This window comes from Geothrix sp. (assembly GCF_049292215.1).
Taxonomy (GTDB): domain Bacteria; phylum Acidobacteriota; class Holophagae; order Holophagales; family Holophagaceae; genus Geothrix.
In genome coordinates this window covers 1-14,354 of record NZ_JBATQW010000057.1, presented here as the reverse complement: position 1 = coordinate 14,354, position 14,354 = coordinate 1, and the positions used below count along the sequence as shown (strand labels likewise).

Genomic DNA, 14,354 nt, shown 5'->3' with positions numbered 1-14,354 from the left:
CTGCCGAATTGTCGAAGTTCGGGGTTTTCCACATTTTCCGCTTTCTTTCGCATTGACACGAAAAAGACCTTGGACCCTATGAAGCCAGAGGCGAAAAAAGTCCTGTCAACTCTTTTTCGTCACACCGAAACCGCACCCGCGGCACATCAAACCAGGGCTTCGGCTTCCCTCAGCTGGACGCTCACCAGACGGGAGCAGCCTGCCTCCTCCATGGTCACGCCATAGAGGGTGTCGGCCGCGACCATCGTCGGTTTCTGGTGCGTGATGACGATGAACTGGGTGTCGGCCTTCATCTTCTGCACCATGGCGGCGAAGCGGCCCACGTTCGCCTCGTCCAGCGGCGCGTCCACCTCGTCCAGGACGCAGAAGGGGCTGGGCTTGAAATGGAAGATGGCGAACAAGAGGGAAATGGCCGTGAGGGCCTTTTCCCCGCCGCTGAGCAGCGTGAGGGCCTTGGCGGTCTTGCCGGGCGGCTGGGCTGTGATCTCGATGCCGCACTCCAGCAGGTTCTTGGGGTCCTCGAGGCTGAGGTGGGCGCTGCCGCCGCCGAAGGCCTCCCGGAACACCTCCTGGAACCGGCTGTTCACGAAATCGAAGGCCTCGCGGAACCGCTCCTCGCTGGTGGCGTTGATCTCCTGGATGGTGGCCTCGAGGTTGCCGATGGCGGCCGTGACGTCAGCCCGCTGCTCGTCCATGAAGGCCATGCGGGTCTCGGCCTCTTCCAGTTCCTGGATGGCCAGCGGATTCACACCGCCTAGGTCCAAGCGCCGGCCCTGCAGCTCGTTCAGCCGCGTCTGGTGGACCAGTTCGCCCTCTTCCCAGGCTTCGCGCTCCTGCTCGCCGAGGCCGTTCAGGAAGGCCGGCACCTCCAGGCCGAGGGAGAACTCCACTTCCTTGGCCAGGGCCTCCTGGCTGCCCTGGACCTGGGCGCCGTGGAGGAGCACCTCCTGGTGCTGGGCGCGGGCATTCTCCAGGGCCTCCTGGAACTCCCGGGCCGAGCGCTCGTGGACCCGCAGGGTCTCCTGGTCCAGCTCGAGCCGTGGCTGGGCCTCCCGGGCCTGGGTCTGCACACCTTCGCGCTCCAGCAACAGGGCCTGGGATTCCGATTCCAGTTCATCCAGGCGGCGGGTGCAGGACTCCATGCGCTCGACCTGTTCGGCGGCCTCAGCCTCCAGGCGTTGCCGCTCCACCTCCAGGTCGAAGCGCCCCCGCTGGGCGAGCTGGAGGTGGCGTTCGTGGCTGTCGCGCTCCGCCCAGGCGGCATCCCGGCCGCGGGCCGCCTCCAGGCGCTCCTCGCGGCGCTCATCCAACCGCTGGCGGGCTTCGCGAGCAAAGACCTCGGCTGCCTGGACGGCCTGGTCCAGGGCCGCGTCGCCGGTCTCTTCCGGGTGCTCGTCGAGCTCACGCAGGAGGCCCTGCAGCCGTTTGATCTCCGTCTCGATCTGCTCCCAGAGGGCATCGGCCCGCTCGCTCGCAATCCGGATCTCGGACAGCTGAACCTGGAGCGACGTCTGCTGGGACCTGAGGCTGTCCGCCCGCCGGCGGAGGGAACGCAGATCCTCCTCGATCTCGAGGGACCGGGCCCGGGCGGCGCGGGCCTCGTCGCCGCCGCGGCCGCGCTGGGTCTCCAGTTCCTCCAGCCGATCCAGCAAGGCTTCGCGAGTGGCCCTGGCCTCCTCCTGCTCGGCCCTGAGCTTGATCGGTGAGGCCGCCGGTGCCGAAACGCCCAGCTGCAGAGGGCCGAAGGGAAGCCGGATGAATGCGGGGGAGACGAAGGCCAGGTCCGGGTGCTGCACCGCAAGCTGCGGCAGGGCCTCGTCGGCACAGCAAAACGCGCGATCCAGGAGGGCCTGGAGCGGCCGATCGGAAGCGGTCCACCGCACGTGGTTCCGCAGCGGCTCGCAGCCAGGTGGGGTGGGGGGGATGGCGACCTGGCCTTCCACCGCCAACAGCAGGTGACCCGGGGCCCCGGCTGTCCGGAGCGCGAGCTCAGGGTCGGCGGAAAGGGTCTGGAGCCACACGCCAAGCAGTCGCTCCAGGTCCGGCCGTAGGGGCTCATCGACGGTCAGCAGCTCCACCAGCGCGTTGGGGCGCACCCCCTGCTCGCGGAGCCAGGCGAGGCCCTTGCGCAGTTCCTCATCGCCGAAGCTCTGGGCCAGCAGGTCCGAGAGCTGGCGGAGGCGCCGTTCAGCGGCGTCCAGCTCCGCCTCGGCGCGATGATGGTCCTGGGCCAGCGTCCGCTGGGCGTCTTCCAAGGCCTCGGTGCGCCGGCGCTGGTCCAAGGCGGCCTCTTCGGCCTGGGCCAGCTGCACCAGGTGTCCTTCCATGGAGCGGTTCACCTGGGTAGCTTCGGCCTGCAGGCTCTCTAGGCGCGGGGCCCGGACGGACTCCTCGTGGTTCAGCGCATCGAGGCGCCCCTCGAGCTGGGCGATCTGGCTCTGGAAGGCCAGCCGCTGCTTCTGTCGGGCCAGGGCCTCCTTCTGGCTATCGGCCTTGCGCTCCCGGAGGGCATGGAGTTCCGCATCCGCGTGGCGTAGGGCCCCATGGGCCAGGACCACGGTCTCCTCGACTTTGGCCAGGTCGGCTTCCCGTCCACTCAGGCGGTCCGAGGCCTCCTGCAGCAGGGCCTCCAGGGCCGAGAAGGAATCACCGGACTCTGCCAGCCGATCGGACAGGGCCTGAATGCGCTCCTGCAGGCGGCTTCGCTGACCCTCGGCCTCGGCCCGGCGTTCTTCCTGGAAGCCCCGTTCCTGCTCCGCCAGCTGGAGGCGCTGATCCAGGGCCAGCATCGCGCTGGTCCGCCTGGCCTGCGCCTGCTGCTGCTCGTCCACGGACAGGCGCAGGGCCTCGACCTCGGAGGCCTTCTCCGAGACCTGGGCGGTGAGCTCCGCCACCCGGCGCTCGGTCTGGTCCAGCTGGTCGAGGATGCGGAGCTTAGCGGCCTCGAGTTCGACGGCCTTGCCTGCGAGGAGGATCCGCTGGGTGGCCTTGATCTCGGCGTCGAGGTCCTTCGCCTTGCGGGCCCGGGAGGCCTGCCGCCGCAGGGAGTCCATCTGCTTGTTCAGCTCGAAGAGGATGTCGTCCAGCCGCTGGAGGTTGGCCTTGGTCTCCTCAAGCCGCTTCTCCGCATCATTGCGTCGAAGCTTGTAGCGCGTGATGCCGGCGGCCTCTTCCAGCAGCAGGCGCCGATCCTTCGGCTTGCTGCTCAGGATGAGGTCGATCTGCCCCTGCTGGATGAAGCTGTAGGCACGGGTGCCCATGCCCGTGTCGAGCAGGAGGTCCTGGACGTCCTTGAGCCGCGCCTCGCGGCCGTTGATACGGTACTCGCTGCCGGTATCCCGATAGAGGCGGCGAGAGATGGCGACCTCGCGGGAGGCCCCGGGCAAGGCCGGATCCGGCATCTCGAGGACCAGCTTCACCTCGGAGAGGCCCATGGGGCGGCGCTGGGCCGTGCCAGCGAAGATCACGTCCGCCATCTCCGCGCCGCGGAGCATGGAGGGCCGCTGCTCACCCAGCACCCAGGCCAGGCTGTCCGAGATGTTCGACTTGCCGCAGCCGTTCGGCCCGACCACCGCGGTCATCCCGGCCGGGAAGCTGAGCTTCTGGGCATCGGCGAAGGACTTGAATCCATGGAGTTCGAGGGAGATCAGGCGCACGCAGTCAGCGCTCCAGGTCAGGCGGATGGGAACATCTCCCTCCATCATTCCACATGACGCGTAGGAACCGAGCCCTGCTTGCGGAGGGCCCCCTTGGGAAACGGCCGGAAGCCCGGTAGACTCGGGGTTCCCCAGGCCAGTCAGGAGTCACCTGTGCAGCCTTTTCCAGCCCCCCCGCGCGACTTGGCGGCACCCGACCGGCCAGGTGCCGGTGGCTTGGTCTGCGGGAATGAGCGCTTCGGGGCAGGGGACCCGCTGTGAAACTCCCCCTCCTGGCACCACCCGATGCCTCCCTCCTCTGGCTGGAGGCCCACCGGGTCGTCGCGGGCACCCACAGGCGCCCCCTGAGTGGGCCCCCCACCGACGACCAGCTGGCCCAGGCCCTGGCCGCGCTGCCGCTCGGCCCCACGCGCTGGGTCGTGGAGGACCTCTGGACACCCTCCATCCTGCTCCGCGACCTCACGGAGCTGCCCAAGGGGGCCGAGGCCCAGGAGGCCTTCTTCCGCTGGCGCTTCATGCAGGCTCTGGCCCTGGAGACCCCCCACTTCGTGCAGGCGCTGGAGGTGGAAGCTGGCATCTGGCTGGCCTCCGGCATTCCCGAAGCGATGCGGGAGTCCATGCTCCAGCTGGGCCTGCGGCTGGACCGGAATCTCCACAACCTCACGCCGCGGTGGCTGCACCTCTACAACCTCCTGGCCCCCTCGCTGGACCTCCCGGGCATGCTGCTGTCCCTGAGTCCCGCTGATTCCGGACGCTACGCCGGCACCCTGGTGGCCTGGGGTCGGACCCTCTGCCTGCTGCGCCAGTGGGCCGAGCCCCTCACCCCGGAGGCGTGGCTCGAGGAGCGCATCGCTCCCAGTGCCGCCTTCCTTCAGCGGGAGTCCCGCACACCCCAGCAGCTCTTCATCTGGGGAGCCGCCGCCTGGCCCGAAAGCAGTCTGCCCACGCGCATCCTGGATGACCGGTCCATCTTCGGGGAGGCGCGCTGATGGCCGTCCCGATCCTCCAGCTCAACCTGGCCCCCCGTCCCAGCCTGTGGCGCCAGCGCCATACGCTCCTGGGCTGGATCGCGCTGGGCATGGGCGGCCTGGTCCTGGCCGGCGCCATCGGCCTGACCTGGCGCGCCTACCACCAAGCGAACCGGGCTGGGCGCGATGCCGTCAGCCTCACGGAAGAGTCCCGGCGCGCAGCCCGGCAGGAGCAGCAGATCCAGGCCTCGCTCCAGGACATGGACGCCACCCGGGAACAATCTCGCTGGAAACTGGCCGAGCGGATCCTGCAGGAGCGCAGCCTGCCCTGGTCCCGCCTGACCACGGAGCTCGAGCAGTGCATGGTGCCGGGCATGCGGCTGAAGGGCATCCAGCGGGCCCGCAGCAACGCCCAACAGGTGGTGCTGAAGCTCAAGGGCGAGGCCCGCACCCGGCAGGCCGAAGCGGAATTCGTGGAAGCCCTGCGGACCACCCCCGTCTTCGCCCAGGTGGTCCTGGAGCGGGAAGCCGAGCGGACTGGCGGGGGCTGGGAGTTCGAGATCAGCCTGCCCGCCGCGGCAGTGCCACCCCCCTTCCGCGCGAAGCCCATCAAGCAGGGACCGGCCACACCGATCAAGGCTGCCATTCCGACCCGCCCACCGGTCGCGGTCCCCGGGCGGCCCATCGGTGCGCCAGCCCCACGTCCCCCGACGGTGCCACCCCCACCCACCCGTCCCTCGGTGGTCACGAATCCAGCTCCCCAGGGCGTGCAGGCTCGCCCTGCTCCAGTTCCGCCTCCTGCGGATGACGAGGATCGGGTCAGCCGACGGAGGCGCCTCGCGCGACCACCCCATCCGACTGATCCGAGGGGCCCCCAATGAGCAGCCCCCTTCGCGCAAGCCGCCTCCGCTTGGCCCTGGGCGCCCTGGGCATGGCCGCAGGCCTCTGCGTGGCCCTCTTCCTGTTGCCCGACGCCTCCCAGCAGCTTGCCCAGCAGCAGCGGGCCAAGCGCGAGGCCGAGCTCGGCAGGAACCAGCAGGTGCAAAGGCTGCAGGAACTCCAGCAGCTGGCTGATCGCATCCGCCGTGGGCGGGAGACGCTGGCAGACCTCGAGAGCCGCCTGCCCAAAGGGTCCGCGGGGGAACTCCAGTGGAGCCTCAGCAAGACCCTCCATGCCCTGATCCAGAAGCACGGGCTCCGCCTGCAGTCCGTGAAGTACGGCCTGCCCAGCCGCGAAGGAGCCAAGGGTACGGACCTGGAAGCGGTCGAGGTGGAATTCGTCGCCCTTGGCGTCTACGCCAACCACAAGGCCTTCATGCACGACCTCGAAGGCTCTGGCCTGCCCTTCGCCGTGCGGGACGGGCGGCTGGAGGAAAGCCCGGAAGGGGCCCGCCTCAACATCGTGCTCCGGGCCTTCCGCAAGGCCGGCCAGCCGGAGCGCGAGGAGAGCGAGGCATGAGCACCGTGACCTCGAACTTCGACTTCCAGGCCATGCGCCAGGAACTGCGGGCCAACCCCAAGACCCAGGTCGCCCTGGCGGCCTTCGCGCTGGTCATGCTCTACGCCCTCTACACGTTCTTCGCCCCGGACTCCCCCAAGGGTGGCAGGAAGGCCGTCGCGGCCCGGACCGGAACGAGCCTGGATCCGCGCCAGCTCCAGGGCCTCCGTCGCCTGCCTGATCTGGCGGCCCTGGGCAAGGCAGGTGAGCTGCCGCCCGTGGCGAAGATCCAGCGGGACCTCTTCATGTTCGAAGCCCCGCCACCACCCCCCCCTCCCCAGAAGCCGTTGCCACCTCCGCCGCAGCCCACCGCCGAGGAGCTAGAAGCCAAGCGGAAAGCCGAGGAGGAGGCCCGGGAATTCGCGGGCCGCCCCCAGGACCTCCGCTACCTCGGGTTCTTCAAGGGAGTCCCGTCCGGCGCCGTCGGAGCCTTCATGAAGGGCGAGGAGCCCGTCACTCTGACCTCGGGGACCGTGCTCAAGGAGCGCTGGAAGCTGGTGTCCATCCTGGATACCAAGGCGGAATTCCAGAACACCAAGTATCCCAAGATGCGGCTCGTCCTGGAGGTCCGCGAGGCCTCCGGCGGTGCGCCCGTGAACCAGTTCTGATCCGAAGGATGCCCCCGATGCCGATTTCCTCCTTCGCCCCGCTCCGCAAGCTCCTGTTGATCGCCGCCGTGCTCCTGCTGGCCGTCGGCTGCAGCCTCCACAGGGCGAACAAGGCCTTCGACGAGGGCCGCTACGACGAGGCCGTGGCCGAATACCGGGCCGTCCTCCGCAACGATCCCACCAACACCAAGGCGCGGATCGGCATCAAGCGCGCTTCCCAGCGTGCCTCGGAGGCCCACCTTTCCCTGGCCCGTCAGGCGGAAGGACGCGGCTTCAGCGATACGGTGCTCGTGGAGGTCCGCAAGGCCCTGGTGCTGGATCCCGACAGCCAGATCGCCCAGGACTGGCTCATCAAGCTCGAAGCCAAGGCCGCCAAGGAAAAGGCCGAGGCCGACGCCGTGGATGATCTCGAGGTGATGAAGGCCAAGGCCGACGCCGTCAACGTGGTACAGCTCAACCCCCGCGCCATGGAGGGGCTCGACCTGAACTTCAGCCGGAAGACCAGCCTGCGGGAGATCTTCGCCACCCTGAGCAAGGCCTCCGGGGTGAACATCATTGCCCACACCTCGTACCAGGATCAGAGCGTCTCCATCGATCTGCGGGGCCTGTCCTTCCAGCGGGTGCTGGACACGCTGATGCTCCAGAACGACTTGTTCTACAAGGTCATCGACAAGAACACCATCATGGTCTTCAAGGCCACGCCCCAGAACCGGGAAGCGTTCGAGAACCAGATCATCAAGACCTACTACCTGTCCTTCGCCGATCCCAACGAGTTGCGGTCCACCCTCACCACCATCAATCCGCAGCTGAGGGTCTTCACGGACAAGCGGGTCAACGCCCTGATCGTGAAGGCCAAGCCCCTGGAACTGGCCATCGTGGACCAGGTCATCCGCACCCTAGACAAGGGCAAAGCCGAGATCATGGTCTACCTCGAGCTGATGGAGGTCACCGAGAACAGCCTGGAACAGATCGGCCTCCTGCCGGTGCTGAATGCCTCCGACTCCTCGGGCACCTACCGCTTCGGCGCCACCACCGTGAACAACACGTCCGGCATGAACACCAACTCGGGCTTCACCAAGATCCACACTGCCGACATCCGGGTGCTGTTCCCGAACCTCGCCCTGGATTTCCTCAAGAGCAACGGCGATGCCCGCCTGGTGGCCAGCCCCAACGTGCGGGTGGTCTCCGGCGAGACCGGCGAAGTCAACATCGGCGAGAAGATCTCCACCACCCAGAGCCAGATTTCCGGGCTCGGCGGCACCAGCGGCGCCAGCACCCAGGCGTCCTCCCTGCTGGCAGGCGCGGCCCAGACTTCGTTCTCCTACGAGGACGTGGGCGTGAAGATCAAGGTGGAACCTCGGGTCCACAACAACGGCGAGATCACGCTGAAGATCGACAGCCTCGTCACCACGCTGAAGTCGGGCTCCACGCCCGGCCGCCCCGACCTCGGCAAGCGCGAGATCAAGACCTCGGCCCGTTTGCGGGATGGCGAGACCGCCATTTTCGGCGGCCTGCTGAAGGATGAGGAACAGAAGAGCCTGCAGGGCGTGTGGGGCCTCTCCGACATCCCCCTCATCGGCCGGCTCATCGGCAACACGCGCAACAGCAAGGCGAAGACCGATGTGATTCTCACCATCCGGGCGGTCCTGGTCCGCAAGCCCGTCATGACCGAACAGGACATGGCCCCCTTCAACCCCGAGGACGCCACAGCCAAGGCCGGTCCCTTCGCTCCCGAACCCACGAAGAAGGCCCCCGCTCCCAAGCCGGTCGTCCCCGTCACACCGCAGCCGGTGCGCCCGTCTGCACCCCCGGCACCCCAGGCCGCGCCGTCCGTCCAAGCCCCAGTGCCGCCACCCCCTGCCACCCCACCTGCGGCACCGGATGCCATCCAGGAGAAGAAGCCCGCCGGGCCTGCTGACGCGACCCCCGCCCCGTCGGATCTGGTCATCTTCATGTCCCCCGTGGCTTCGGAGATCAAGGTCGGGGAAAAGGTCCGCATCGGCCTCACCGTGAGCGGCGGCGGCGGCCTCAGCTCCGGTACCATGGAACTGCGCCTGCCGCCGGGGCTGCGCCTCCAGGCCGTGACCCCCGGTGAGTTCATCACCGGCGAGGGGGGTAGCCTCGAACAGTTCCCGGGCAAGGACGGCCTCCTGAAGCTGGTCTTTCGCCGCAACGCCTCCGGCACCGATGCCGGTCCCTTCGTCACCCTGGATCTGGAGGGCCTCACTGCCGGTAATGCGCCGGTCCTGATCCAGAGCGGGCAGTTCCTCGTCGGCAGCGCCCCGATCTCGGGGCGCTGGTCCAACGCCCTCGTGACGGTGCAGTGAGCCGGCAGCGCGGCTTCACCCTCCTGGAGCTGGTCGTCACGGCCACGGTGCTGATGATCCTGGCCTCGGTGACGGTGCCCTTGGCGCGCAACGGACTGAAACGGCAGCAGGAACTGGAGCTGCGGCGCTCGCTGCGGGAGATCCGCACCGCCATCGACGACTACAAGAAGCAGGCAGAGCAGCAGAAGATCAAGGCGCCGCCCCCGGAAGCGAACTTCTATCCCGAGAGCCTCGAGCTCTTGGTGGAGGGAGCTCCCGCCACCGGCTCCCTCAGCAAGAAGATCCGCTTCCTCCGACGCATCCCCGTGGATCCCATGACCGGCAAGGCCGAGTGGGGTCTGCGCAGCACCAGCGACGACGCGAACAGTACCAGTTGGGGGGGCGGGCATGTCTATGATGTCCACACCCTCTCCCAGGGCACGGGGATGAACGGCATCCCCTACCGCGAGTGGTGAGAATCGGTGTTGCCTCTAACGGCGCACTTTGCTAGGCTTGGAGTTCGGCTGTTTCGGATCCTGCGGGGCCCGGACCGATCTTTCAAGCGGATATGGCGGAATTGGTAGACGCGCTAGTTTCAGGTACTAGTGTTCACAAGACGTGGGGGTTCGAGTCCCTCTATCCGCACCACCATTTTTTGCCTGCTAAGCCGGCGAAAAATAGGGCCGAATGCGACCATCGGGAGCATTGCGGTCCGCAGGCTGAGCGCCAGCGAAGCCAAGGATGATGGCCAATGGCCATCACCAAGATGACGCTGGAATGGTCTCTGCGATGGTTTTGACAAAGGCACCTGGCCTTCACCAGGTTCGACCTCCCAAGCGGCACGGGGCTGCGGGGCAGGTGACGGGCGATCCCCCGAACAGGAGCCACCATGGCCCTCAATGTAGACCAGAAGAAGATCATCATCGACGACTACAAGCAGCACGAGTCGGACACGGGTTCGCCTGAGGTGCAGGTCGCGATCCTCACCAAGCGCATCAACGACCTGACCGAGCACTTCAAGACCCACACCAAGGACTACCACAGCCGCCGCGGCCTCATGATCATGGTCGGCCAGCGCCGCCGCCTGCTCGACTACCTCAAGAAGAAGAATAAGGATCGCTACGCGACCCTGATCGAGCGCCTGGGCCTCCGCCGGTAGATTTGGCTCTATCCCTGCAAAATGCCCGCGAAAGCGGGCGTTTTGTTATGTTGAAAAAATGGAACTGAAACCCCTGCCCCAGCCCGGACACCCGGACCCCTACGAGGTCCTGGGGCGGAGGCTGGTGTACGACTCGCCCTGGATCCGCGTCCGCGAGGACCGCTTCAAGCACCGGAAGGGCGCCGAGGGGCGCTATGCCGTCTGCGGCTTCCACCGCACCGCTTGCGGCGTCGTGGCGCTGGACGAGGAGGACCGCGTGGTCCTGGTGGGCCAGTGGCGCTATCCCCTCGAGCGCTATTCCTGGGAACTGCCCGAGGGCGGCGGGGATACCACCGAGAGCCCCTTCGAAGCCATCCGCCGAGAACTGGCCGAGGAGGCGGGGCTCAGCGCGCGGGTCTGGGAACCCCTTTGCTTCTTTCATCCCAGCAACTCCTCCACCGACGAGGAGGCCTTCCTGTTCCTGGCCACGGGCCTCAGTGCCGTTGACGGCCACCACGCCGAGGAGGACGAGGAGCTGCTGGTCCACCGCGAGCCGTTCCGGGACTGCCTCCTGCGCGTGCTGGGCGGCGAGATCACCGACGGCCTCACCGTCGTCGCCCTGCTGGCCCTCCAGTCCCGGCGCAGTGGAGTGTCCGCCGAGCTGGACGCCGCCCTGGCAGAGCGGTTCTTCCAGCGGCCCGTCGAGCAGCCCTCGGCCGGCCGGTCCCGCTGGGGCGACCTGGGCGCGCCATGATCCTCACCCTGCACCCCGAGACACCCCAGGTGCGCCACCTCGAGCGCATAGTCGAGTTGCTGCAGCGCGATGGCGTCATCGCCTACCCGACCGACACCCTTTTCGGGCTGGGCTGCCTCGCCTCACACAAGAAGGCCGTGGACCGCATCCAGCAGATCAAGGGCCGCGATCCCAAGAAGCCCATGTCCATCCTCTGCTCGGACATGGAGATGTTCTGCCGCTACACGCGGCACCTGGACACCCCCACCTTCCGCCTCCTCAAGCAGATGCTGCCCGGGCCCTACACCGTGCTGATGCCTGCCAGCCGCGAGGTGCCCCGCTACCTCCAGAACAAGCAGGTGGTGGGCCTCCGTATCCCCAGCCAGCCCTTCTGCCACGCCCTGGTGGCCCTGCTCGGCGAGCCCATCATCACCACCAGCGTCGCCCTGCCGGACCAGCCTGTGCTCAACACCGCCTGGGAGATCGAGGAGGAGCAGGGGCACGCCCTGGACCTAGTGGTGGACTGCGGCCAGCCCCTCGGCGTCCCCAGCACCATCCTGGACCTCAGCGGCGACGAACCGCTCCTGGTGCGCGAAGGCGCCGGCCCTTGGCCCCTGTGACTATTTCGCCTTGTCGCGGGCCTTCTTCCGCAGCGCCTCGCATTCCGCTTCGCTGAGCAGGCCGTCGCGCCCAAGGGCATCGATGCGGCGGAGGGCCCCCTCCAGGTCGAAGGCCGGCTTCGCTGGCACTGGAAGCGGCTTGGCGGCAACCGATGTGACCGGCCCCTGAGCGCCGGCAGCCGGGGCCAGCGCCCGGCCCATCGCCTCGCACCAGCGGCCAAAGTGGTAGGAGATCGCATCGGTGTTCGGCCCCGTGATCGTGTCGTGGAAGGCCGCGAGCACCTCTCCCGAATCAGGGTCGACGAGCTTGAGGTCGAAGGAGAGCGTCAAGGGCCGGGCGGCCATGTAGTCATCGTCGCTGCCGAGAGCATCCGCCACACGCCCCACGAGGACCACATCCCCCAGGGTGGTGGACACCGGAAGGGCACCCTTGAGCCCCCGCTTGAGGCCACGCTCCAGGTCGGCCGGGAGCCCCGGCGCCACCCGCGCCAGGAAGGTCTGATCTTTGCCCCCCCGCGGGCCTTGCACCCAGGCGGCCGGTTCCCAGTCTTTGAGACGGAGGCTGCGGTTGCGCAAGTCCAGGTTGGGCTTGAGCCACTGGAAGCCGAGGGCCTTGGACGGCCGAAAGACCACGCCGGGCCCGAACCATGAGGGATCCAGGCGCCCGTCATCCAGGCCCGGGGATTGCCCGACCAGCATGGCGGAGGCGAAGAGGAACAGGGCAGATCGTTGCATCAGCTCTCCGGAAAAGGGGCGCGGTGCTGTCTACTGAGCCACGCAGGACCAGTCCCGCTCAAGCTCAGTCCACCCGGTAGTGACAGCCGCGGCTCTCGGGGTTCTGCAGGGCGGCGTTGAGGATCAGGCGAGCGCAGAGAATGCCGCTGCGCAGCTCCAGCAGCTCCCGGCTCAGGGAGGACTCGTGGTAGAAACGCTCGATGCGGTGGGCCAAGTAGTGCAGGTCCGCCTTGGCGCGCTGCAGGCGATCGCCCGTGCGCACGATGCCCGCGTAGTTCCAGAGGGTGCTGCGGATGAGCCCCCAGTCTTGATCAATGAGCAAGGGGTCGGTGGGTTCCGGGGCCTCGGGCATCCGCCACTGGGCTAGGTCGCCCGGGTCGGGGAGGTCGTCCTCAGCCAGCTCGCGCACGGCCGCCTCGGCCCCGCGGAAGCCCCAGAGCAGGCCCTCCAGCAGGCTGGTGGAGGCCAGCCGGTTGGCACCGTGCAGGCCCGTGCAGGCCACTTCGCCTGCGGCGAAGAGCCCCGGCAGGGAGGTGCGGCCATCCAGGTCCACCAGCACGCCGCCGCAGAAGTAGTGGGCCGCGGGCACCACGGGGATCCGCTGGCGGCTGGGATCCAGGCCCTCGGCGCGGCAGGCAGCCATTACCGTGGGGAAGTGCTCGTCCAGGTCCAACCTCGCGGCCAGGGGCGCCAGATCCAGATAGACGCTGGCTTCGCCACTGGCCGCCATCTCCTGGAAGATGGCCCGGCTCACGACGTCGCGGGGCGCCAGCTCCATGTGCTCCGGCTCATACTTGGCCATGAAGCGCTCGCCCTTGCGGTTCACTAGATGGGCGCCTTCACCGCGCAGGGCCTCGGTGAGCAGCGTCCGCGGCTTGCCCGGAACATAGAGCGCCGTGGGATGGAACTGGATGTACTCGCAGTTCACGATGCGCGCGCTGGCCCGGTAGGCCGCGGCGAGTCCGTCTCCGGTGGCGCTGGGGGGGTTGGTGGTGTGCAGGTACAGGTAGCCGAGGCCGCCGGTGGCCAGGAGCGTGCGCCGGGCCAGGGCCCCCTCCACCTGGCCGGTGGCGGGATCGAAGAGGAAGGCGCCATGCACGCGGATGGGATCGTACACCCGCACCGGGCTGAGGCAGTGGTGGGGGCTCGTGATCAGATCCACCAGGCAGAGCCGTTCCCGCACCTCAATGTTCGGGTGCTGCCGGACCGCAGCGCTGAGGGCCGACTGGATCGCGAGGCCCGTGGCGTCCTTGGCGTGGTAGATGCGCCGGGCGCTGTGGGCCGCTTCGGCCGTGGGATCCGGGGTGCCGCTCTCCCCCAGGTCGAAGGGCACTCCCAGGCGCTCCCACAGGAAGCTCCGGCAGAGCTTCGGCCCCTCCTCGGCGAGCAGCCGCACTGCCTCATGCCGACAGAGCCCGCCGCCTGCCCCCTCGATGTCCGCAGCCAGCAGGTCGGGGGAGTCCCCCGCCTCGGGAGGCGCCAGCCCGATGATGCCGCCCTGGGCCCAGGAGGTGTTGGTGCCGCCCAGCTCATCCTTGGCCACCAGCACCACCGAGGCGCCCAGGTCCGCCGCGCGCAGGGCCGCGGAACACCCGGCGATGCCCGCGCCCAGAACCAGCAGGTCAACCGTGTGGTTCATGCCAGCTCCCAGGTGGGGCGGTCCAGAGCCCAGAGAAGCCCGAACACCGCATCATCGTCCGTGTCTCCGGTCATGCGCCTTCCATGGTCCAGCCTCTGTGCCGTCAGGTCCAGGGCCGTCTCCGCACGCACCTCGCCCCAGGGCGTAGCCACCCGCCCGGCACATGGCTCAAGACGGCCCAGGGCCTCCTCCCAGAGGGACAGTAGGCCGGGCAGGTTGTGCTGCTGAAGGTGGTGGTAGCCCCCCGCCAGGAGGATGAGGCCCTGCAGCCCCTGCTTCAGGTCACCCTCCGCCTGCGCCCACAGCGGTTCCAGGGCGTCATGGCACTCGTGGTAGAGGCCGTGGTTGAAGAGGGACACGCCGCAGGCCAGCGGGTAGCGCTCGCCCATCGGCAGGGGCGTGAGCGCCGCCAGCTGCCAGCCGCAGCGCAGGCTCACCAGGGGGCCCCAGGCA

Annotated in this window: 13 protein-coding genes and 1 tRNA gene; 10 read left to right on the top strand and 4 right to left on the bottom strand. The window is 68.4% G+C overall.

Annotation, left to right across the window (positions count from 1 at the left end):
* Positions 1-146: 146 nt before the first annotated feature.
* Entirely contained in the window at positions 147-3,656 is a 3,510-nt protein-coding gene (gene smc, locus WAS25_RS09235) for a chromosome segregation protein SMC (protein WP_422311319.1), read from the bottom strand.
* Positions 3,657-3,913: 257 nt separating this feature from the next.
* Here smc and WAS25_RS09230 point away from each other — a divergent pair, with 257 nt between their 5' ends.
* The 10 genes from WAS25_RS09230 (at position 3,914) to WAS25_RS09185 (ending at position 11,527) form a co-directional block, all read left to right on the top strand.
* Positions 3,914-4,645 carry a hypothetical protein gene (locus tag WAS25_RS09230; protein WP_422311316.1) on the top strand — a complete coding sequence of 244 codons (732 nt, stop codon included), beginning with the start codon at positions 3,914-3,916 and terminating at the stop codon, positions 4,643-4,645.
* Entirely contained in the window at positions 4,645-5,505 is an 861-nt protein-coding gene (locus WAS25_RS09225) for a PilN domain-containing protein (protein WP_422311314.1), read from the top strand. The genes WAS25_RS09230 and WAS25_RS09225 overlap by 1 nt, the downstream gene beginning before the upstream one ends.
* On the top strand, positions 5,502-6,083 hold the full coding sequence (locus tag WAS25_RS09220) for a hypothetical protein (RefSeq protein WP_422311312.1): 582 nt from the start codon (positions 5,502-5,504) through the stop codon (positions 6,081-6,083). The genes WAS25_RS09225 and WAS25_RS09220 overlap by 4 nt, the downstream gene beginning before the upstream one ends.
* On the top strand, positions 6,080-6,730 hold the full coding sequence (locus tag WAS25_RS09215; RefSeq protein ID WP_422311310.1) for a hypothetical protein: 651 nt from the start codon (positions 6,080-6,082) through the stop codon (positions 6,728-6,730). Before WAS25_RS09220 ends, WAS25_RS09215 begins: the two co-directional genes overlap by 4 nt.
* A gap of 17 nt (positions 6,731-6,747) precedes the next feature.
* Positions 6,748-9,057, top strand: coding sequence for a secretin N-terminal domain-containing protein (locus WAS25_RS09210; protein WP_422311308.1), 2,310 nt, complete (start codon positions 6,748-6,750; stop codon positions 9,055-9,057).
* The gene (locus WAS25_RS09205) at positions 9,054-9,512 is read left to right on the top strand and encodes a type II secretion system protein (protein WP_422311306.1); all 459 of its coding nucleotides are present in this window, start codon (positions 9,054-9,056) and stop codon (positions 9,510-9,512) included. Before WAS25_RS09210 ends, WAS25_RS09205 begins: the two co-directional genes overlap by 4 nt.
* An 86-nt stretch (positions 9,513-9,598) precedes the next feature.
* Positions 9,599-9,684 (top strand) — tRNA-Leu (locus tag WAS25_RS09200).
* A 241-nt stretch (positions 9,685-9,925) separates the two neighbouring features.
* Positions 9,926-10,195, top strand: a complete 270-nt coding sequence (rpsO, locus tag WAS25_RS09195; RefSeq protein ID WP_422311304.1) for a 30S ribosomal protein S15 — start codon at positions 9,926-9,928, stop codon at positions 10,193-10,195.
* A 58-nt stretch (positions 10,196-10,253) separates the two neighbouring features.
* Positions 10,254-10,928: an NUDIX domain-containing protein gene (locus WAS25_RS09190; protein ID WP_422311302.1), complete on the top strand. Its 675-nt coding sequence runs from the start codon at positions 10,254-10,256 to the stop codon at positions 10,926-10,928.
* The gene (locus WAS25_RS09185) at positions 10,925-11,527 is read left to right on the top strand and encodes an L-threonylcarbamoyladenylate synthase (protein WP_422311300.1); all 603 of its coding nucleotides are present in this window, start codon (positions 10,925-10,927) and stop codon (positions 11,525-11,527) included. The genes WAS25_RS09190 and WAS25_RS09185 overlap by 4 nt, the downstream gene beginning before the upstream one ends.
* On the opposite strand, the gene WAS25_RS09180 is transcribed toward WAS25_RS09185, so the two are convergent.
* The 3 genes from WAS25_RS09180 to WAS25_RS09170 form a co-directional block, all read right to left on the bottom strand.
* Complete coding sequence (locus WAS25_RS09180; RefSeq protein WP_422311298.1) at positions 11,528-12,262, bottom strand: hypothetical protein; 735 nt, start codon at positions 12,260-12,262, stop codon at positions 11,528-11,530.
* Positions 12,263-12,326: 64 nt separating this feature from the next.
* Entirely contained in the window at positions 12,327-13,901 is a 1,575-nt protein-coding gene (nadB, locus tag WAS25_RS09175; protein WP_422311296.1) for an L-aspartate oxidase, read from the bottom strand.
* The coding region (locus WAS25_RS09170) for a DUF309 domain-containing protein (RefSeq protein WP_422311294.1) at positions 13,898-14,354 on the bottom strand (457 nt) is incomplete at its 5' end. The genes WAS25_RS09170 and nadB, both read right to left, overlap by 4 nt.